This window comes from Stenotrophomonas sp. S4, assembly GCF_054187805.2.
The window spans coordinates 949,064-969,150 of record NZ_CM196188.1 but is presented as its reverse complement, the minus strand read 5'-3'; the positions used below and the strand labels follow the sequence as shown (position 1 = coordinate 969,150).

Genomic DNA, 20,087 nt, shown 5'->3' with positions numbered 1-20,087 from the left:
ATTGCGGGGAAAGCCCCTCGCGGGCGCGGTAGTGCCGGCCGCTGGCCGGCAACCTCGGCCATGTCGGGTTCAGGGGATGCCGGCCAGCGGCCGGCACTACCCTCAATGCGCGTGCGCTTCCGGGGCGGCGGCGCCGCCTTCAAGCTGGTCGAGGAAGTCGACCGCGCGGCGCAGGTGCGGGATCACGATGGAACCGCCCACCACCAGGCCAACCGAGAAGGTCTCGAAGAACTCCTCGCGGGTCACGCCGGCGTCCTTGCACTGGGCCACGTGGTAGCTGATGCAGTCGTCGCAGCGCAGCACCATCGAGGCCACCAGGCCCAGCAGTTCCTTGGTCTTCACGTCCAGCGCGCCGGCCTGGTAGGTCTGCGTGTCCAGCGCGAAGAAGCGGCGCACCACCTGGTTCGGCTCACCCAGGATCCGCTCGTTCATGCGCTTGCGGAACTCGGTGAACTCGGCGATGCGGTCCTTGCTGCCGTCGTCGGCCGCGCTCATGCCTGGCCCTGCCCGGCCAGCAGCGGCTCGAGCTTGCCTTCACGGTGCAGGGCCATCATGTCGTCGTAGCCGCCGACATGGACGTCGCCGACGAAGATCTGCGGCACGCTGGTGCGGCGGGTCAGCGCCATCATCTTCTCGCGCTCGGCCGGGTCCAGGTCGATGCGGACCTCGGTCCACTGCTGGCCCTTGCTCTTCAGGAAGTTCTTGGCGGCCACGCAGTACGGGCAGACGGCGGTGGAATAGATGGTGATGGCGGGGGCACCGCCGGCGGTCTGGGCTGTCACGGGAAACTCCACGATGGATCGACGGTCTACATATGGTACCGGTGCGCTGGAATTTCCACGCCACGGCCGCAACACTGTGGATTAACGAATGGTTGCCCCCTGCCCTGCCACGCTTGGCGCGCCCCGCCCGAGGACCTTCTGCTTGCGAGCCCTGCTGCTGACTACCGCCGTCACCCTGGCCCTGGCCATGCCGCTGGCCCAGGCCCAGGAGAAGCTGCCCGACATCGGCTCCTCGGCCGGCGAGCTGCTGACCCCGGCCCGCCAGGCCGAGTACGGCGCGATGATGCTGCGTGAGCTGCGCAACTACGGCTACCTGCTGGAGGATCCGCTGGTCAACGACTGGCTGCAGACCATGGGCACCCGGCTCGGCTCCAACAGTGACCAGCCGCGGCAGCCATACACCTTCTTCGTGATGAACGACCGCCAGATCAACGCCTTCGCCACGCTGGGCGGCTACATCGGGGTCAACGCCGGCCTGGTGCTGACCGCCGAGCGCGAGGACGAGGTCGCTGCGGTGCTGTCCCACGAAATCGCCCACGTCACCCAGCAGCATGTGCTGCGCGGTGTCGAACGCGCACAGCGCGACCAGATCCCGATCCTGCTGGGCATGCTGGCGGCGGTGGTGGCCGCCCAGGCCAGCAACAGCACGTCGTCCGGCAACGCGACGATGGCCGCGATCAGCTCGGGCATGGGCCTGATGCAGCAACGGCAGATCAACTACACCCGGTCCAACGAGTCCGAGGCCGATCGCCTTGGCATCCGCACCCTGTCGCGCAGCGGCTACGACGTGGATGCCATGGCCGGCTTCTTCGAACGGATGTCGGCGGCCATGCGTGGCAACGAGGGGGGCTACAGCGTGCCCGAATTCCTGCGCACCCACCCGGTCAACATCACCCGCATCAGCGAAGCCAAGGCCCGCGCCGAGCAGATGAAGAAGGATACGGTGCTGCTGACCACCAGCACCCCCACCGGCGAGCGCAAGGAGCGGGTGGACCCGGCCGATCCCAGCCTCGGCGAGCCGCTGCTGCGCGGCAACAACCCGCTGCTGCCCAGTAGTGTGCTGCGCCTGCCGATCGGCCAGCTCAACCGTGGCGCCAGCGGCGACTTCGACTGGGCGCGTGAGCGCCTGCGCGTGCTCAGCGCGGATTCCACCCCCGAGCTGGAACGCGAGTATGCCGACCTGGCCAAGCGGCAGAAGGACGGCCTCAACGATGCGCAGCGTTATGGCCAGGCGCTGGCCGTCATGCGCGGTGGCCGCGCGGGCGCCGGCCAGGCCCGGCAGACCCTGGCCGGCCTGCTGCAGACCCATCCCGGCAACCTGTGGGTGGCGCTGGGCCTGGGCGAAGCGGAGTCGCGGGCAGGCCAGGCCGCCCAGGCCAACAGCCGCTTCGAGCAGCTGCTGCGCGAACACCCCAACAGCCGCCCGGTGGCACTGACCTATGCCGAGATCCTGAACGAACAGGGCAACCGCGAGGCCGGCCAGCGCGCGCAGGCGATGCTGCGCCCCCTGTTGTCGCAAAGCGGTAACGATCCGGTCTTCCAGCAGCGCTTTGCCCGCGCCAGCGAGCTGGCCGGCGACAGCGTGCGTGCCAGCGAGGCCTACGCCGAGGCGGCCTTCCTCAGCGGGCGGCCGGAACAGGCGCTGATGCAGCTGCAGGCGCTCAAGCGCAATCCGGCGCTGGATTACATTGGCCGCGCGCGGGTCGACGCCCGCATCGAATCGATCACCCCGACCGTGCTGGAGCTGCGCCGCCAGGGCGTGCAGGACCCGGACCTGGACCGCCGCTGAGCGCTGCATGACCGGCCGATGGCAATCCAGGCCGGTTCCGGCCGGGTAGTCACAAACATGTCATCAAACCGTAGTCTACTGGCACCACTCCAGTAACCGAGCCCTACGGTGTCCTCGTGCAGAAACGCATCCTGATCGTCGATGACGAGCCCGCGATCCGTGAAATGGTCGCCTTCGCCCTTCGCAAGGGCGATTACGAACCGGTCCACGCCGGCGATGCCCGGGAGGCCCAGACCGCGATCGCCGACCGCGTTCCGGACCTGATCCTGCTGGACTGGATGCTGCCCGGCACCAGCGGCCTGGACCTGGCCCGCCGCTGGCGCAAGGAAACGCTGACCCGCGAAGTGCCGATCATCATGCTGACCGCCCGCGGCGAAGAGAACGATCGCGTCGGTGGCCTCGAAGCCGGTGTCGATGACTATGTGGTCAAGCCGTTCTCGGCGCGCGAACTGCTGGCCCGCATCCGTGCGGTCATGCGCCGTGCCCGCGAAGACGACGAGGACGGCAGCGTGGCCGTTGGCCCGATCCGCATCGACGGCGCCGCCCATCGCGTGTTCGCCAACGACCAGCCGGTGCCGATCGGCCCGACCGAATACCGCCTGCTGCACTTCTTCATGACCCACCCGGAGCGCGTCTATACCCGTGCCCAGCTGCTGGACCATGTGTGGGGCGGCAGCGTGTACGTGGAGGAGCGCACCATCGACGTGCATATCCGCCGCCTGCGCAAGACGCTGGAGCCGTTCAACGCCGAGAACATGGTGCAGACCGTGCGCGGCGCCGGCTACCGCTTCTCCACTGCCACCTGAGTCTCGTCGTGCCGGCACCGCGCACCTGCGGGTGCCGGTGCCGGCAACTCTGCTATAACCCTCGGTTCACCCCAGTGAACCGCCGCACCTCAACGACGAGATCGCAATGCCCCGCCACATCCGCTCTGCCTGGTTGAAGACCCTGGCCACCGTTGCCGCGGTACTGCTGTTCGCCGGACTGGTGGGGTGGTTCACGGGCCACCTGTGGTTGTGCATCGCACTGGGCGCGCTGGCCACCCTGGCCTGGCATTACTGGCGACTGCGCAGCGTGCTGCGCCGGCTGACCGCGCGCCAGCGCTGGGACACCGCCGAAGAAGGCACCGGCGTCTGGAACGAACTGGATCGCCTGCTGTACCGCAACCAGGTGGAAATGCGCGTGCGCAAGCGCCGCCTGCTGGACATGCTGCGCAGCTACCGCGCTGCGGCGGCCGCGCTGCCCGACGCGGTGGTGGTGCTGGACCGCAACAGCCAGCGCGTGCAGTGGTTCAACGAAGCGGCCACCGCCCTGCTCGGCCTGCACCATCCCGGCGACCTCGGCGAAGCCCTGGTCGAACGCCTGCAGCCGATGCCGCTGGCCCACTGGCTGGCCGGGGGCCGCAACGCCGAACCGATCCTGGACGTGCCTTCGCCGGTCGACCCGGCGATCCGCCTGAACCTGCGCCTGATTCCCTATTCGTCGGATTACTGGCTGCTGATCGCCCGCGACGTCAGCAAACTGCTGCGCCTGGAACAGGTGCGCCGCGACTTCGTCGCCAACGTTTCACACGAACTGCGCACGCCGCTCACCGTGGTGCACGGTTACCTGGACATGATGGACCCGGAGGATTTCCCGGGAACCGGACCGATGCTGGAAGAAATGCGCAAGCAGAGCCAGCGCATGGCCCAGCTGGTGGAAGACCTGCTGACGCTGTCGCGCCTCGAATCGCAGGAACACAGCGAGGAAGAGACCGTGGCCATGCAGCCGATGCTGGCGACGCTGCGCCGCGAGGCCGAGGCGCACAGCCAGGGCCGCCACCAGATCAGCATCGACGACCTCGCCGGTGTCGACCTGCAGGGTTCGACCAAGGAACTGCACAGCGCCTTCTCCAACCTGGTCACCAATGCGGTGCGCTACACCCCGGCCGGCGGCCGCATCGCGGTGGAGTTCCGCCGCGAAGGCGACGGCGCGGTGCTGGCGGTGCGCGATTCCGGCTATGGCATCCCGGCCACCCACCTGCCGCGCCTGACCGAACGTTTCTACCGTGTGTCCAGCAGCCGCTCACGCGAGAGCGGCGGCACCGGGCTGGGCCTGTCCATCGTCAAGCACATCCTCGGCCTGCACCACGCACGGCTGGAGATTGAAAGCGAAGTCGGCAAGGGCTCGGTGTTCTCCTGCCATTTCGATGCCGACCACGTGCGCCCGCGCGAGTCTGCCCCCCTGACCTCCATCGAAGAATGACGCCATGAGCAGCCTCGGATCCCTCCCCCTCCCCGTGAGCCCGGACAACGATCCGTTGCGCGACCCGGCGCTGTACATCAACCGCGAGCTGTCGCAGCTGGATTTCAACTTCCGCGTGCTGGCGCAGGCGATGGACCCGCAGGTGCCGCTGCTGGAACGCCTGCGCTTCATGTGCATCTCCTGCACCAACCTCGACGAGTTCTTCGAGATCCGCGCCGCCGCCGTGCGCCACGCGCAGGAATTCGGCCTGCCGCCGGCCCCGGACGGAATGAGCCCGCAGACCATCCTCAACGCCATCCATGACCGCGCTGCGGAACTGGTGGACCAGCAGTACCGCTGCTGGAACGAGACGCTGCGCCCGGCGCTGATGGACGCCGGCATCGGCGTGCTCGGCCGCCATTCCTGGACCGACCGCCAGAAGCGCTGGCTGCGTGCGTACTTCCGCAACGAGATCATGCCGGTGCTGTCGCCGCTGGGCCTGGACCCGGTGCACCCGTTCCCGAAGATCCTCAACAAGTCGCTGAACATCGTGGTGGTGCTGAAGGGCACCGACGCGTTCGGCCGCGCCGGCCATCTGGCCATCGTGCGTGCACCGCGATCGCTGCCGCGCATCATCCAGCTGCCGGAAAAGCTCGGCGGGCCGCAGAACTTCGTGTTCCTGTCCTCGGTGCTGTCGACCTTCGTCGATGAGCTGTTCCCGGGCATGGAAGTCCAGGGCGCCTACCAGTTCCGCGTCACACGCAACTCCGAACTGGTGGTGGATGAGGAGGAAGTGGAGAACCTGGCGCTGGCACTGCGTGACGAGCTGGTCGATCGCGGCTACCGGCCGGCGGTGCGGCTGGAGATCGCCCACGACATGCCGCGCGAGATCGTGCGCACCCTGCTGCAGAATTTCGGCCTGACCGAGAACGCGGTATACCGCATCGACGGCCCGGTCAACCTCAACCGCATCATCCAGCTGTACGACCTGATCGCGCAGCCGGACCTGAAGTACCCACCGATGACCCCGCGCACGCTGCGCGACAGTGACGGCATCTTCGAGACCACGGCGCGCCAGGACCTGCTGCTGCACCACCCGTTCGATGCCTTCACCGCGGTGCTGGACCTGATCCGGCAGGCGGCGATCGACCCCAACGTATTGGCGATCAAGCAGACCCTGTACCGCACCGGCAAGGATTCGCTGATCGTCGACGCACTGATCCAGGCCGCGCGCAACGGCAAGGACGTGACCGTGGTCGTCGAACTGCGCGCGCGCTTCGACGAAGAAGCCAACCTCGGCCTGGCCGATCGCCTGCAGGAGGCCGGCGTGCAGGTGGTGTACGGCGTGGTCGGCTACAAGACCCACGCCAAGATGCTGCTGATCGTGCGCCGCGAGGGCCGCAAGCTGCGCCGCTACGTGCACCTGGGCACCGGCAACTACCACAGCGGCACCGCCCGCGCGTACACCGACATCAGCCTGATCACCGCCGATGCGGACATCGGCAACGACGTGCACCTGCTGTTCCAGCAGCTGTCCGGGCTGGCCTCGAAGATGAAGCTCAAGCGCCTGCTGCAGTCGCCCTTCACCCTGCACACCGGCATCCTCGGCCGCATCGAGCGCGAGACGCGCATCGCCGCCGCCGGACGCCCGGCGCGGATCATCGCCAAGATGAACGCGTTGAACGAACCGCAGGTGGTGCGCGCGCTGTACGCCGCCTCGCAGGCCGGCGTGCAGATCGACCTGATCATCCGTGGCGCCTGCACCCTGCGCCCGGGCGTGCCGGGCGTGTCGGACAACATCCGCGTGCGCTCGATCGTCGGCCGCTTCCTGGAACACAGCCGCGTCTACTGGTTCGGCAACGACGGCGCACCGGAAATGTACTGCGCCAGTGCAGACTGGCTGGAACGCAACCTGCTGCGCCGGGTCGAGACCTGCTTCCCGATCCTCGACCCGGAACTGGCCAAGCGTGTGTACCGCGAGGTCCTGCAGAACTACCTGGACGACAACCTCAACGCCTGGGAACTGGACGCCGACGGCGTCTACCACAAGCGTGCGCCGGCGCACGACGAGGCACCGCATTCGGCACAGATGGCGTTGATGCAGGGTCTGTAACCCGGTGTGTCGACCAAGGTCGACACCTACCAGGAGCGGTAGGCACCCACCATCAGATCGCAAAGAACTGTCGAAGGCGGGGCGGGTCCGGTTGCGGGGGCGTGAGCGCCATGGATGGCGCGACCGAGGCTACATGGACGTACTTGCGCCGTCCCCCGCAACCGGACCCACCCCGCCATCCCACGGATAGCCCGCTGTTGCTGTTGCCGTTGCCGTTGCTCTGGCCTCTGCGGGTGCAGGGCGCAGCCCTGCCGCACTCCCTCCTACAAAATGTGAAGGCCGCGCGGTGACGAGCACACCGCCCCTTCGGCTAACATTCGTCCATGCCGCATACCACCACGACTCCGCCCGCATTGCAGGATGGCGACCTGCTGGCCGCCATCGACCTTGGCTCCAACAGTTTCCACATGGTCATCGCGCGCTACACGCTAGGCCAGCTGCGGGTGATCGACCGCCTGCGCGAGACCGTGCGCATGGCCGATGGGCTGGATGGCAAGGGTGGACTCTCCGCCGCAGCCCGCCAGCGCGCACTGGAATGCCTGGCCCGCTTCGGCCAGCGCATCCGCAATGTGCCGCCGCACCGGGTGCGCGCCCTGGCCACCAACACCGTGCGCCAGTTGCGCTCGCCGCAGTCGTTCCTGGTCCCGGCCGAAACCGCACTGGGGCATGCCATCGAAGTGGTCAGCGGCCGCGAAGAAGCGCGCCTGATCTACCTGGGCGTGGCCCACGCGCAACCACCCAAGCCCGGCCAGCGCCGCCTGGTGATCGACATCGGTGGCGGCTCCACTGAATTCATCATCGGCATGGGCATGCAGACGCTGGAGCGCGAAAGCCTGCAGGCCGGTTGCATCGCCAGCACCCGGCGCTTCTTCCCCGGCGGCAAGCTGAGCAAGAAGCGCTGGAAGGACGCGCTGGCCGAGATCGGCCGCGAGTTCCAGCCCTTCGCCAGCAAGTACCGCGCGCTGGGCTGGCAGGAAGCGCTGGGGTCTTCGGGCACGCACAAGGCGATCAGCGAGATCTGCGCGACGATGAAGCTGAGCAAGGGCGCGATCACCGCCGAGGCCCTGCCGCAGCTGCGCGATGAACTGCTGAAGGCCAAGAAGATCGACGACATCCAGTTGCCGGGCCTGTCCAGCGACCGCCGCCCGATCATCGCCGGCGGCATCCTGGTGCTGGAAGCGGCGTTCCAGGCGCTGGGCCTGCAGAAGCTGCTGGTCAGCAAGGCGGCGATGCGCGAAGGCATCCTGTATGACATCGTCGGCCGCGCCGGCGAGAACGACCTGCGTGATGAATCGGTGGCTGCGCTCAGCCAGCGCTATGGCATCGATACGGTGCAGGCCGACCGCGTGCAGGACACCGCCCTGTCACTGCTGGAGCAGGTGCAGGAACGCTGGAGGCTCGATGCCGACGATGCGCGCATGCTCGGCTGGGCCGCGCGCCTGCACGAGCTGGGCCTGATGATCGCGCACAGCGGCTACCACGTGCATGGCAGCTATGTGCTGGAACACTCCGATATCGCCGGCTTCTCGCGCCAGGAGCAGCAGATGCTGGCGGCACTGGTGCGCAGCCACCGCCGCAGCGTGACCAAGACCGCTTTCGACGCCCTGCCCGAACGCCTGCTGCTGACCGCACGCCGGCTGGCGGCCCTGCTGCGCCTGGCGGTGCTGCTCAACCGCGCGCATGAGGACGACCCGCTGCCCGCGCTGGAACTGACCGCCGACGACAACCGGCTGTCGCTGATCGTGCCGCAGGCCTTCATCGATGCCCGTCCGCTGCTGCGCGCCGACCTGATCGGCGAGACCGACGGGATCGCCGGGCTGGGCATCCAGTTCCGACCGTTTGTGGCCTGAATACGCTGTCCCCTGTTGTCCACAGGACAGCAGGGGTGACGCACTTCGCACCCCTGCTTTGCGCAGTCTGGCGGTTTTTTGTGCTGCTTCGCAACACAACGGCGCGGTACGGGGAGTCGCGACCATCACGTAAGCGCCTGCTTTTGTTCACGTTTCGTGAAGGTTCGCGCCGACCCACGACATAAATTGATACGAACCCTTTACAGAGCATTAACTAACGAGACTACTATCGGGTCACCGGCTCGGTCATCGACCCTGCTGGCTCCTTCGACGCCCACTTTGGCGTCCTTTGCACGACCTGAGAGAGAGAGCTCGCCATGACTTCACGCACCACCGCACTGGGGCAGGCCATCCGCTACGCCCTGGCTACCACCGCAGCGCTGGCCGCCCTGCCCGCGTTTGCCCAGGACGGCAGCAGCGCCACTCCCACCAACCTCGATCGCATCGAGATCACCGGCTCGCGCATCCGCCAGGTGGACGTGGAAACCGCCCAGCCGGTGTTCGCGATCACCCGTACGGCCATCGAGCAGCAGGGCTTCAGCTCGGTCGCCGACATCCTGCAGAACGTCACCGCGATGGGCAGCCCGGCGATCAGCCGCGCCAACGCGCTGACCGCCGGTGAGAACGCGGGTGGTTCGTACATCGACATGCGCAACCTGGGCACCCAGCGCACCCTGGTGCTGATCAACGGCAAGCGCCTGGGCATCAGCACCTCCGGTTACCAGGACATCTCCACGATTCCGGTCTCGGCGGTGGAGCGCATCGAAGTGCTGAAGGACGGCGCGTCGGCCATCTACGGTTCCGATGCCATGTCCGGCGTGGTGAACATCATCACCCGTTCGAATGTCACCGGTGTGACCGCCAACGTCTACCACGGCCAGTTCAGCCAGGGCGATGGCGCGCGTGACCGCTTCGACGTGGTGGCGGGCTGGAGCAATGACCGCATCTCGCTGACCGTCGCGGCCGAACATGCCGAAGAAAAGGCGGTGTGGGCCAAGGACCGCGGCTTCAGCGCCTACGGCCTGACCGACCGCCATGCCGATAACCTGACCAACTGGACCACCATCAGCCAGTACGGCCAGTTCACCGGCCTGAAGGGTCGCCCGGGCTGCACCAACGCGAAGGACGGCTGCAACTACTCGCTCAACCGTGGTGCCGACCCGACCAATCCGGCCAACTACCACATCACCGATCCGTCGGCGTTCACTGGCGATGTCAGCAACGCCAACGACCAGATGCACCTGAACTTCCCGCTCAAGCGTGATTCGGTGTACTTCGACGGCCGCTTCAAGATCACCGACAACGTCAACTTCCGCACCGAGCTGGGCTACAACAAGCGCAAGGCCGTGCGCCAGATCGCCGGCTACCCGCTGCAGTCGAGCACCGCGGGCGTGGGTTCGATGTCGATCGACAGCTACTTCAATCCGTTCGGCCGCCAGCACGGCTACGCCACCCCGACCGCCGTGGCCTGGAACCGCCGTACCTGGGAAGTGCCGCGCGTGACCACCAGCGAGCTGAAGACCTACCGCGCGGTGGCTTCGTTCGACGGTTCGTTCGAGATCGGCAGCCGCTTCTTCGACTGGGAAGCGGGCTACCAGTACAACCGCAACGAGCTGGAAACCATCGCCACCGGCAACCTGCACAAGGCGCGCGTCGCTGGCGGCGTCGGCCCGTCGTTCTACAATGCGGCCACCGGCAAGGTCCAGTGCGGCACCGCTGCCGCGCCGATCTCCTATGACGTGTGCAAGCCGTGGAACCCGCTGGTGCCGTACGGCACGATCGATCCGAACGGCATCGATGGCAACGCCGACCTGCAGGCCTGGCTGTTCCCGCCGGAAGTCACCACCGGCAAGACCACCAGCAAGAACTTCTTCGCCAACATCGCCGGTTCCATCGTGACCCTGCCGGCCGGCGACCTGGGCTTCGCGTTCGGTGTGGAAAGCCGCAAGGAAACCGGTGAGTACCGTCCGGATCCGCTGGCGCAGGCCGGCGCCACCACCAACCTGGCCGCAGGCCCGACCGGTGGCGGCTACAAGGTCAACGAGGCGTACCTGGAAATCAACGTGCCGGTGCTGGCGGACCTGCCGGGCGCGAAGGAACTGACCTTCAACGGTGCCACCCGCTTCTCCGACTACGACACCTTCGGCAACACGCTCAACAGCAAGTTCGGCTTCAAGTGGAAGCCGTTCGACCAGCTGCTGGTCCGTGGTACCTGGGCCGAAGGCTTCCGCGCCCCGACCATCAGCGATCTGTACGGTGGTGGCTCGCAGACCTTCGCCCAGTTCAGCGACCCGTGCGATACCGTGTTCGGCTCCTCGCGCACCAGCGCCGAAGTCCGCGCCCGCTGCGCCCGTGACATCGCCAACGCTGCAACCTTCCGCCAGCTGCGCCAGGGCAACCAGCCGGTCGCCACCTCCGTCGATGCGACGCCGGTGCCGTTCGTGTCGGGCTCCAACCCGACCCTGACCCCGGAAACCTCGACCAGCAAGACGCTGGGCCTGGTCTGGAGCCCGAGCTTCATCAAGAACTTCAACGCCTCGCTGGACTGGTGGAAGATCCGCATCGACAACACCATCGTTGCCGACAGCCCGACCCAGATCCTGATCGACTGCTACGAGCAGGGCATCGACGCACGTTGCCAGCGCTTCACCCGTGACAAGTCGACCGGCCCGACCGCCGGCATCGTCGATACCCTGCAGTTCGGCAGCCGCAATGCCGGCTTCATGGAAACCGAGGGCTACGACCTGGACCTGAACTACCGCCTGGACACCAGCGTCGGCAAGTTCAACGCCGGCTGGGCCACCACCTATGTCAGCAAGAGCGAGTTCCGCTCGACCAACGACAGCACGGTGGTGCCGACCGTCTCCAACGGCATCGGCAGCAACTTCCGCGTCCGTTCGAACCTGGTGCTGGGCTGGGACCTGGGCAACTTCGGCGTCAGCTGGACCGCGCGCTACTACTCCGGCGTGAAGGAACAGTGCGTGGACATCCGTGCCTATCCGGACGAGTGCTCCGATCCGGGCGTGTATGCCCCGTGGTACAAGGGCGCACGCAACTACAACGAGCGTGGTTCGGTCACCTTCCACGACGTGCAGTTCCGCTACTCGCTGCCGTGGGATGCCACCGTCTCGGTCGGTGCCAACAACGTGTTCGAGAAGACCGGCCCGATCATGTACACCAAGCCGAACTCGGCTTTCTCGTACTACGGTGGCTACGACATCGGCCGCTTCGTCTACATGAAGTACCAGCAGCGCTTCTGATCCATCGCGCTGTGACGTGAAGCACGATGACCACGGCCCTTCGGGGCCGTGGTTTTTTTGTGGGCGCCGGCCTCCATACGGTGACTGGCGCCGCCGTCATCTGATGGTCGCAAAGCGGTCATGTCGGCTACATCGCCAGGCCCGAGCATGCCGGAAACCCGGAGGCCCGCCATGCGCTATGCCATCGTCACCGAGACCTATCCGCCGGAAGTGAACGGCGTCGCGCTCACCGTGCAGGGGCTGGAACAAGGTCTGCGCGCAGCCGGGCACGAGATCGACCTGGTCCGCCCCCGCCAGTCCAGCGAAGCGCTGGATTCGGCGCCCGGCACCCTGCTGGTTCCCGGCGCCGCCCTGCCCCGCTACCCCGGCCTGCGTTTCGGCCTGCCGGCGCCGATCCGGCTGGGCCGCCACTGGCAGAAGCAGCGCCCGGATGCGGTCTACATCGCCACCGAAGGTCCGCTCGGCTGGTCCGCTCTGCGCACCGCACGCCGCCTCGGCATCCCCGTCGCCAGCGGCTTCCACACCCGCTTCGACGAGTACCTGCCCGACTATGGCGTGGCGTGGCTGCAGGCCGCCGCCATGCGCTGGATGCGCCGTTTCCACAACCAGGCGGACGCCACCCTGGTGCCGACCCGCGAACTGCAGCAGTTCCTCGGCGAACAGGGCTTCGAGCGTGTGCGCCTGCTGGCCCGCGCGGTGGACAGCCAGCAGTTCGATCCGGGCCGGCGCGATCCTGCGCTGCGCGAGGAATGGGGCGTGGATGGCAATGGCCTGGTGGCGATCTATGTCGGCCGCATTGCCGCTGAAAAGAATCTCGGCCTGGCAGTGAAGGCGTTCCGCCGGTTGCAGCAGATCCGGCCCAAGGCACGCTTCGTGTGGGTGGGTGATGGCCCGGCCCGCGAGAAACTGGCACATGAAAATCCCGACTTCATCTTCTGCGGCATCCAGCGCGGCGATGCGCTGGCCCGGCACTTCGCCAGCGGCGATCTGTTCCTGTTCCCCAGCCGCAGCGAGACCTTCGGCAACGTGACTCTGGAAAGCATGGCCAGCGGTGTAGCCACCGTGGCGTACGACTATGGTGCTGCACGCGAGTACCTGCGCAATGGCGAGAACGGCGCGGCGGTGGACAGCGACGAGCAGTTCATCGAGGCCGCGGTGCAGCTGGCTGCCGATGACGCGCAACGCCGCGAACTGGGCGGCAACGCCGCGCGCGCGATGAAGCGCCTGCATCCACAACAGGTGGTGGCCGAGTTCGATGCCCTGCTCGCCGAACTGGCGCAGTCGCGGAGGAGCGGCCATGCGCACCACGCGGCTTGAGCTGCTGGCCGATCGCGAAGCACGCCTGTGCCGACGGGCCAACCACTACTGCCGGCGCCGTCGCGTGCGCCGCCTGTTCTCGGCCATCAGCCGGCTCGGCGATGGCGTGTTCTGGTATGTGCTGATGGGCGCGCTGGTGGTGCTGGACGGCTTCGATGGCCTGCGCGCCTCGGTGCACATGGCCGCCACCGGCCTGGCCGCGCTGCTGCTCTACAAGGGCCTCAAGCGCTGGACCCGGCGCCCGCGGCCCTATGCGGCCGACCTGCGCATCCGCGCCTGGGTGGCACCTCTGGACGAATTCAGCTTCCCGTCCGGGCACACCCTGCATGCGGTGTCGTTCACCATCGTCGCACTGGCCTACTACCCTTGGCTGGCGCCGCTGCTGGTGCCGTTCACCGCCGGCGTCGCGCTGTCGCGGGTGGTCCTGGGCCTGCACTACCCCAGCGACGTATTGGCCGCGACGGGCATAGCGGTGCTGCTGGCGTCGGCCAGCCTGGCCTGGCTGCCGTTGCCGGTGTAGCCCGGGGTCAGATCCCTTTTCCTTCGGAAAAGGGATCTGACCCCCACGATGCCGGCGGCGCTACCGTCATCGTTGATGGCCTAGAATGCGGGCATGACCACGCTGTTCATTTCCGACCTGCACCTGGACCCCAGCCGTCCGGAGATCACCGACCTGTTCCTGCGCTTCCTGCGCGAGCAGGCGCCCGGCGCCGATGCGCTGTACATCCTCGGCGACCTGTTCGAGGCCTGGATCGGCGACGACACGCCCTCGCCCGCCGCCGATGCGGTGGCCGATGCGTTGAAGGTGCTGTCCGACAGCGGCGTGCCGGTGTACTTCATCCGCGGCAACCGCGACTTCCTGCTCGGTGAGGACTACGCGCGCCGTGCCGGCCTGCGCATCCTGCCCGACCCGTGCATGATCGAACTGTACGGCCGCCCGGTGCTGCTGCAGCACGGTGACCTGCTGTGCACCGATGACATTCCTTACCAGCAGTTCCGTGCACAGACGCGCGACCCGGTGTTCCAGGCGCAGTTCCTGTCGCAGCCGCTGGCCGCACGCATCGCCTTCGCGCAGAAGGCGCGCGAAGCCAGCCAGGCGCGCCAGACCGAGATGAAACAGGACGATCGCGCGCAGTTCGAGTCGGTGACCGACGTGGCCCCTGCCGAAGTCGATGCCACCTTCGTGCGCCATGGCGTGGACACCATGATCCATGGCCATACCCATCGGCCGGCGATCCACACGCTGCAGGCCGGTGGACGCGAGCGCACCCGCATCGTGCTGGGTGACTGGTACGAACAGGGTTCGGTGCTGCGCGTGGATGCCAGCGGCTGGACGCTGGATACCCTGGCGCGCGAATAACGGATCGCAAGGTGCCAACCAAGGTTGGCATCTACCAGAGCAGGTGCATGCGCCCGGGTAGACGCCGACCTTGGTCGGCGCTTGGACTCAGCGGAAGGCCGCGATGGTGGCCTTGGTGTTGACCAGCACGCGCTGGTTGTCGGCGGTGCTGGCATTGCCCATCGGGATGCCGTTGTAGCTGATGTTAGGGTTGGACCAGTAGTTCAGGCGCGGGCAGCTGCGGGTGCAGTTGTAGGCCATGATCGTGCGCCAGCCGGTGCCGGTGGCCGGCTCGTAGCGATAGCCGTGGCCATAGGCATACGGCGAGGTGCTCGAGTCGGTGGCGATGTCATGCCGCGCACTCTGCAGATGGCCGATCTCGTGCGCGAACGAGTAGTAGCCGGTCGCGCAATCCCAGTACACCGCCGCGAACGCGGTCGAGGCCGTCGAGCCGATACCCGATGCCAGGCCGCAATACGCCGTGTTGTTGATCAGCAGCACGCCAACGTCCGCCGCGTAGGTGTTCCGGCTGGTGTGGATGCTGTCCATGTAGCCGTCGCTGGTACCACGGAAGCGCGCCAGGTCGGTATCGAAGCTGCCCGATTCGGTGTAGCTGGTGGTCTCGTAGCGGGCCAGTTCCATGGTGATGCCGACGTTGCTGTTGACATAGCCCTGATTGGACTCGGCCACTGCAAGCTGCACCAGCGACTGCATGTTGCCGCCATAGGCGGTGACGGCGGCATTGGTCGCCACCACCAGCACGCGGATGGTGGCCGGCGTACCGGACGAAGCCTGCGCGATACCGAGGCGATCGTTGTCGCCCATCGGGATCTTCGGCAGCTGGTTGTAGTCGGCCGGATGATCGGCCGGCATCCGCGATTCATCCACTTCCACCAGCACGTGGCGGTTGCCCAGCGGGCGCAGGCGGTACAGCTTTCCATCCTTGCGGATCGAGCCGGTGATGGTGTTGCCCGAGCGCACGAGGATCAGCGAATTTCCCGGGTCGTCCTGGCCGTTGGAGGTGGCCGCGGTCAGCTTGTCCGAGGGCGAACGGAACTGGCCGTACCAGATGCTGCCGCCATCGGGCAGCGCCTCGACCTTGCTGCGTACCGCCTGCACGCGCTGGCCGAGCAGTTCGAATTCCAGCTGCGGCTGTGCGGTGGCAGCTGCATCGACACGCACTTCCTGTACCGTCGCCGTGGACGGGGTGGCCAGCAGCTTGCCCAGCGCGGGCTCACTGTTTGCCGATGCGCGGCTGATGACCGTCACCGGCTCGAACAACGGTGCCGCATGCGCGGCCGCCGCCACCGACAAACCCAACACAAGGCCACCTGCCGCTTTGCCAATCGATCTGGACAACATTGCGTCGCTCCTTGAATGATGTGAACAGCGTTGATGCAGCACGACCCGGTTTGCCGGGTTTGGCCATATGGCCTGCGCGGGTCGTGTGAATTCAATAGGCGAGAGGAATGAAAGTCAGGATTTGTGATCGACCGCATCTGCGTTAAGTAAGGTCAAAAGCGTCGCTACACTTCGCCAATACACCGCTTTCGCGCTACCGTGACGCAGCCACGACGGGGAATGCACATGGCACCATCGCAGGACACGGACGAAGATGTCGGCTTGCTGCGGATCGGCCTGTTCTTCGATGGCACCCGCAACAACGCACACAACCTGGCGCGTGGTCGACCACAGCTGCCGCAGCCGCGCCCGGCGCAGTTGCGTGCCGATGACGATTCGACCTACCAGAGCCGGCTGACCAGCAGCTACGACAACGGCCCGACCAATATCGCCCGCCTTCAGCAGCTGTACCCGGACAGCCGCCGCGATGCGATGGCCACGCCTTCGCTGTCGATCTATGTGGAAGGCGTGGGCACCCGCGATGATGCCGATGATGATCTGATCGGCCTGGCCTTCGGCATCGGTGCCAGCGGCATCCGCGCAAAGGTGAAGCGCGCGCTGCAGGTGCTGCTTCCGGCTGCGCTTACAGAACTGTCCGCGCGTTGGCGGCAACCGCTGCGTCGCGTGCAGCTGGATCTGTTCGGGTTCTCTCGAGGCGCTGCCGCGGCACGTGATATCGCCAACCAGCTGCAGGGCTGGGATACCGCTCGTTGGCGGCAACTGCTGCAGTCGTCCGGCCTGGCCTGCGCGGCGGACTTCGCCCCTGCCCTGCCGGTGCTGCGTTTCATCGGCCTGTTCGATACCGTGGTTGCGGTCAGCGGTGGCCGCGCCGACGAACAACCGCAGCTTGCCCTACGCAGGGGCATCGCTGCACGCGTGGTGCAGCTGACCGCGCGCGACGAACATCGCCAGCACTATCCGCTGACCACGGTGGCACCGCCGTTCACCGAGATCGCCCTGCCCGGTGTACATGCCAACATCGGCGGCGGCTACAACCAGCTGGAGGAAGGCCCCAAGCTGCTCAGCCGCCCACGCCGGCAGCAGCTGCGCCGCCCCGCCGTTGCCGACTACCAGATTCCCCCGCTGGCGATGCTGCAGGCCACCACCGCGTACGCTGAAACGCAGGCCGATGCCGAACGCTGGCGGCAGCAGCTGGGCGTCGACGAAAAGGAAGTCTGGGTGGATGTCTGGCACCAGTGGCAGCAGCAGCGCCGTGCCGGCAGCCGCAGCGTGCTGCTGTCGCCGGTGCTGTACGTCACCGCCGCCGTGGTGCTGCGCCGGCGCATCGATTGGCGCTACCAGTTGATTGCGCTGCAGGTGATGCAGCAGCACGCACTCGATGCCGGCGTGCAATGGCGCGCCAGCGCCGCCGGGGTTCCCGGCTGGGAGCTGCCCGCCGCCCTGCAGCCGATCGCACGGCGACTGGTAGCCGGACAGGCGCTGACCCAGACCCAGGAGGCATTGCTGCGCCGACGCTACCTGATGCAGTCGGCGCACTGGAATTTCGATGCACTGGGCGATACCGCACTGACCTACGCCGCCGATGCCGGCGTCAGCGAACTGCCCTACCGGCCTGGTCCCGGCCTGTTCTACATCAACCGGCCCACCGTGGATGGCAAACGCGTGGTGTTGCCGAACGCATGAAAAAAGGGACGGAGGGGATTAAGTCGTTTATGCATAAACGACTTAATCCCCTCCGTCCCCTTTTCTATCAGCCGGCCTGTTCGACCAGGTTGGCGAGCTCGTCGGCATCGAAGCCGGCCAGCAGGCGCGCTTCCATGTTGAACGGCCCATGCAGGTAGCCGCCGGCGTATTCGACCAGCAGCGCCTTGAAGCGCGCACGCGGCTCGACGCCGACGCGATCGCAGTACCAGCGGTACCAGCGCGAACCGGCAGCGACGTGCGCCACTTCCTCGCGCAGGATCACTTCCAGTACGTCGGCGGTTTCACCATCGCCGACATTGCGCAGCTTCTCGATCATGCCCGGTGTCACGTCCAGGCCGCGCGCCTCCAGCACGCGTGGCACCAGCGCCATGCGTGCCAGGCCATCATGCGCGGTCTTTTCGCACATCTCCCACAAGCCGTTGTGCGCGGGGAAATCGGCGTAGTCGTGACCGTGCGCCTGCAGGCGCTCGCGCAGCAGCATGAAGTGCCGCGATTCGTCATCGGCGCAGCTGACCCAGTCGGCATGGAACGCCGGCGGCAGGCCGCGGAAGCGGTATACCGCATCCCAGGCCAGGTCGATCGCGTTGAGTTCGATGTGGGCGATGGCGTGGATGAAGGCGGCACGTCCTTCCACGCCGCCCAGGCCGCGCCGGGGCACTTCGCGCGGATGCACCAGCACCAGCCGAGCCGGCCGGCCCGGCATGCGGATCGGTTCTGGCGGCAGCGCATCGGCAACTACCTTCAGGCGACCGGCACGGAACGCGGCCGCATACGCCTGGGTCAGCGCGACCTTGCGCAGCGGGTCGGCTTCGGCCAGGCACTGCTGCGCCGCGCGCAGCAGGTCACCGCCAACGTCGGGCACCGCAACCACGCCTGGACCTCAGGCGCGGCGCTTGTGCTTGGCGTCGTCCGAGCGCAGCTGCTGGATGCGCTCGAAGTAGCCCGGCTCGATACCGGTCGGGTAGTGGCCGTTGAAGCAGGACGAATCGAAGTTGCGCAGCGCCGGGTTGCCCTCGCTCACCGCCGCTTCCATGTCTTCCAGATCCTGGTAGATCAGCCAGTCGCAGCCCAGGTGGGCCTCGATCTCTTCCACGGTACGGTTGTGCGCGACCAGCTCTTCGGCCGCCGGCATGTCGATGCCGTAGATGTTCGGGTAGCGCACCGGCGGTGCCGCGCTGGCCAGGTAGACCTTGCGCGCGCCCGCATCACGGGCCATCTGCACGATCTGCTGGCTGGTGGTGCCACGCACGATCGAGTCGTCCACCAGCAGCACCACGCGGTTGCGGAACTCCAGGTGGATCGGGTTGAGCTTGCGGCGCACCGACTTCACGCGTTCGCCCTGGCCCGGCATGATGAAGGTGCGGCCGATGTAGCGGTTCTTGATGAAGCCTTCGCGGTACTTCACCCCAAGCACGTTGGAGATCTCCAGCGCGGCATCGCGCGAGGTGTCCGGGATCGGGATGATGGTGTCGATATCGTGGTCCGGGCGCAGGCGCAGGATCTTCTCGCCCAGCTTGATGCCCATGCGCATGCGCGCCTTGTGCACCGAGACGTTGTCGATCATCGAATCCGGACGCGCGAAGTACACGTATTCGAAGATGCACGGGGTGTGCTCGGCCGGCTCGGCGCAGATTTCCGAGAACAGCTCGCCGCGCGCGGTGATCACCAGCGCTTCGCCCGGCTGCACGTCGCGCACTCGCTGGAAGCCCAGCACGTCCAGCGCGGCCGATTCAGAGGCCACGATGTACTCGTCGCCCTCGGCATGGCTGCGCTTGCCCAGCACCAGCGGACGGATGCCATGCGGATCGCGGAAAGCGACCAGGCCCAGGCCCAGCACCACGCTGACCACCGCATAGCCGCCCTTGCAGCGGCGGTGCACGCCGGCCACTGCGCGGATCGCGGCTTCCGGGCTCAGCTGGCGCTGCTGCTCCAGCTCATAGGCGAACACGTTCAGCAGTACTTCGCTGTCCGAATCGGTGTTGACGTTGCGGCGGTCCTGCTCGAACACCTGCTGGCGCAGCGCCTCGGTGTTGATCAGGTTGCCGTTGTGGGCCAGCGCGATGCCGTACGGCGAGTTCACGTAGAACGGCTGCGCCTCGTCCATGCCTTCCGAGCCGGCGGTCGGGTAGCGCACATGGGCGATGCCGACGCTGCCTTCCAGGGTGGACATGGTGCGTGCATCGAACACATCGCGGACCAGGCCGGTGGCCTTCTGCACCCGCAGGCGGCTGCCATTGGCCGTGGCGATGCCCGCCGCATCCTGGCCGCGATGCTGGAGAACGGTCAAGCCGTCATACAACTGCCCGGCGACGTTCTGGTTGCCGACGATTCCGACGATGCCACACATG

The 20,087-nt window shown here is 67.0% G+C and carries 15 protein-coding genes; 10 read left to right on the top strand and 5 right to left on the bottom strand.

Features of this window, described 5'->3' with window-relative positions; translation table 11 throughout:
- Nucleotides 1–102: 102 nt before the first annotated feature.
- Together ACUZUJ_RS04355 and grxC are read right to left on the bottom strand one after the other, a co-directional pair.
- Nucleotides 103–495, bottom strand: coding sequence for a carboxymuconolactone decarboxylase family protein (locus ACUZUJ_RS04355; protein WP_032129080.1), 393 nt, complete (start codon nt 493–495; stop codon nt 103–105).
- Nucleotides 492–782: a glutaredoxin 3 gene (gene grxC, locus ACUZUJ_RS04350; RefSeq protein ID WP_004154541.1), complete on the bottom strand. Its 291-nt coding sequence runs from the start codon at nt 780–782 to the stop codon at nt 492–494. The genes ACUZUJ_RS04355 and grxC overlap by 4 nt, the downstream gene beginning before the upstream one ends.
- Nucleotides 783–924: 142 nt before the next feature.
- Between grxC and ACUZUJ_RS04345 the strand changes: the two genes are divergently transcribed.
- The 9 genes from ACUZUJ_RS04345 (at nt 925) to lpxH (ending at nt 14,694) form a co-directional block, all read left to right on the top strand.
- Nucleotides 925–2,571: a M48 family metalloprotease gene (locus ACUZUJ_RS04345; RefSeq protein WP_101764998.1), complete on the top strand. Its 1,647-nt coding sequence runs from the start codon at nt 925–927 to the stop codon at nt 2,569–2,571.
- Nucleotides 2,572–2,687: 116 nt separating this feature from the next.
- The gene (gene phoB / locus ACUZUJ_RS04340; RefSeq protein ID WP_005408258.1) at nt 2,688–3,377 is read left to right on the top strand and encodes a phosphate regulon transcriptional regulator PhoB; all 690 of its coding nucleotides are present in this window, start codon (nt 2,688–2,690) and stop codon (nt 3,375–3,377) included.
- A 106-nt stretch (nt 3,378–3,483) separates the two neighbouring features.
- Nucleotides 3,484–4,815, top strand: coding sequence for a phosphate regulon sensor histidine kinase PhoR (gene phoR / locus ACUZUJ_RS04335; protein ID WP_005415460.1), 1,332 nt, complete (start codon nt 3,484–3,486; stop codon nt 4,813–4,815).
- Between the two features lie 4 nt (nt 4,816–4,819).
- On the top strand, nt 4,820–6,907 hold the full coding sequence (ppk1, locus tag ACUZUJ_RS04330; protein WP_049446701.1) for a polyphosphate kinase 1: 2,088 nt from the start codon (nt 4,820–4,822) through the stop codon (nt 6,905–6,907).
- Between the two features lie 323 nt (nt 6,908–7,230).
- Nucleotides 7,231–8,757 carry an exopolyphosphatase gene (gene ppx / locus ACUZUJ_RS04325; protein WP_049446703.1) on the top strand — a complete coding sequence of 509 codons (1,527 nt, stop codon included), beginning with the start codon at nt 7,231–7,233 and terminating at the stop codon, nt 8,755–8,757.
- A gap of 317 nt (nt 8,758–9,074) precedes the next feature.
- On the top strand, nt 9,075–12,017 hold the full coding sequence (locus ACUZUJ_RS04320; protein ID WP_075675255.1) for a TonB-dependent receptor domain-containing protein: 2,943 nt from the start codon (nt 9,075–9,077) through the stop codon (nt 12,015–12,017).
- A gap of 171 nt (nt 12,018–12,188) precedes the next feature.
- Nucleotides 12,189–13,334 (top strand): glycosyltransferase family 4 protein, encoded by a 1,146-nt coding sequence (locus tag ACUZUJ_RS04315; protein ID WP_458220815.1) that lies wholly within the window; start codon nt 12,189–12,191, stop codon nt 13,332–13,334.
- Entirely contained in the window at nt 13,315–13,854 is a 540-nt protein-coding gene (locus ACUZUJ_RS04310; protein WP_087921662.1) for a phosphatase PAP2 family protein, read from the top strand. The genes ACUZUJ_RS04315 and ACUZUJ_RS04310 overlap by 20 nt, the downstream gene beginning before the upstream one ends.
- Before the next feature lie 93 nt (nt 13,855–13,947).
- Nucleotides 13,948–14,694 carry a UDP-2,3-diacylglucosamine diphosphatase gene (gene lpxH / locus ACUZUJ_RS04305; RefSeq protein ID WP_101764995.1) on the top strand — a complete coding sequence of 249 codons (747 nt, stop codon included), beginning with the start codon at nt 13,948–13,950 and terminating at the stop codon, nt 14,692–14,694.
- 87 nt (nt 14,695–14,781) lie between these two features.
- Here the strand turns inward: lpxH and ACUZUJ_RS04300 are convergent, their stop codons facing one another.
- Nucleotides 14,782–16,035 (bottom strand): zinc-dependent metalloprotease, encoded by a 1,254-nt coding sequence (locus tag ACUZUJ_RS04300; protein ID WP_458220814.1) that lies wholly within the window; start codon nt 16,033–16,035, stop codon nt 14,782–14,784.
- A gap of 225 nt (nt 16,036–16,260) precedes the next feature.
- On the opposite strand from ACUZUJ_RS04300, the gene ACUZUJ_RS04295 reads away from it, so the two are divergent.
- Nucleotides 16,261–17,718, top strand: a complete 1,458-nt coding sequence (locus tag ACUZUJ_RS04295) for a DUF2235 domain-containing protein (protein ID WP_458220813.1) — start codon at nt 16,261–16,263, stop codon at nt 17,716–17,718.
- A gap of 67 nt (nt 17,719–17,785) precedes the next feature.
- On the opposite strand, the gene ACUZUJ_RS04290 is transcribed toward ACUZUJ_RS04295, so the two are convergent.
- On the bottom strand, nt 17,786–18,610 hold the full coding sequence (locus tag ACUZUJ_RS04290; protein ID WP_458220812.1) for a ferritin-like domain-containing protein: 825 nt from the start codon (nt 18,608–18,610) through the stop codon (nt 17,786–17,788).
- 9 nt (nt 18,611–18,619) lie between these two features.
- The gene (purF, locus tag ACUZUJ_RS04285) at nt 18,620–20,086 is read right to left on the bottom strand and encodes an amidophosphoribosyltransferase (protein ID WP_005408246.1); all 1,467 of its coding nucleotides are present in this window, start codon (nt 20,084–20,086) and stop codon (nt 18,620–18,622) included.
- Nucleotide 20,087: the final 1 nt, after the last annotated feature.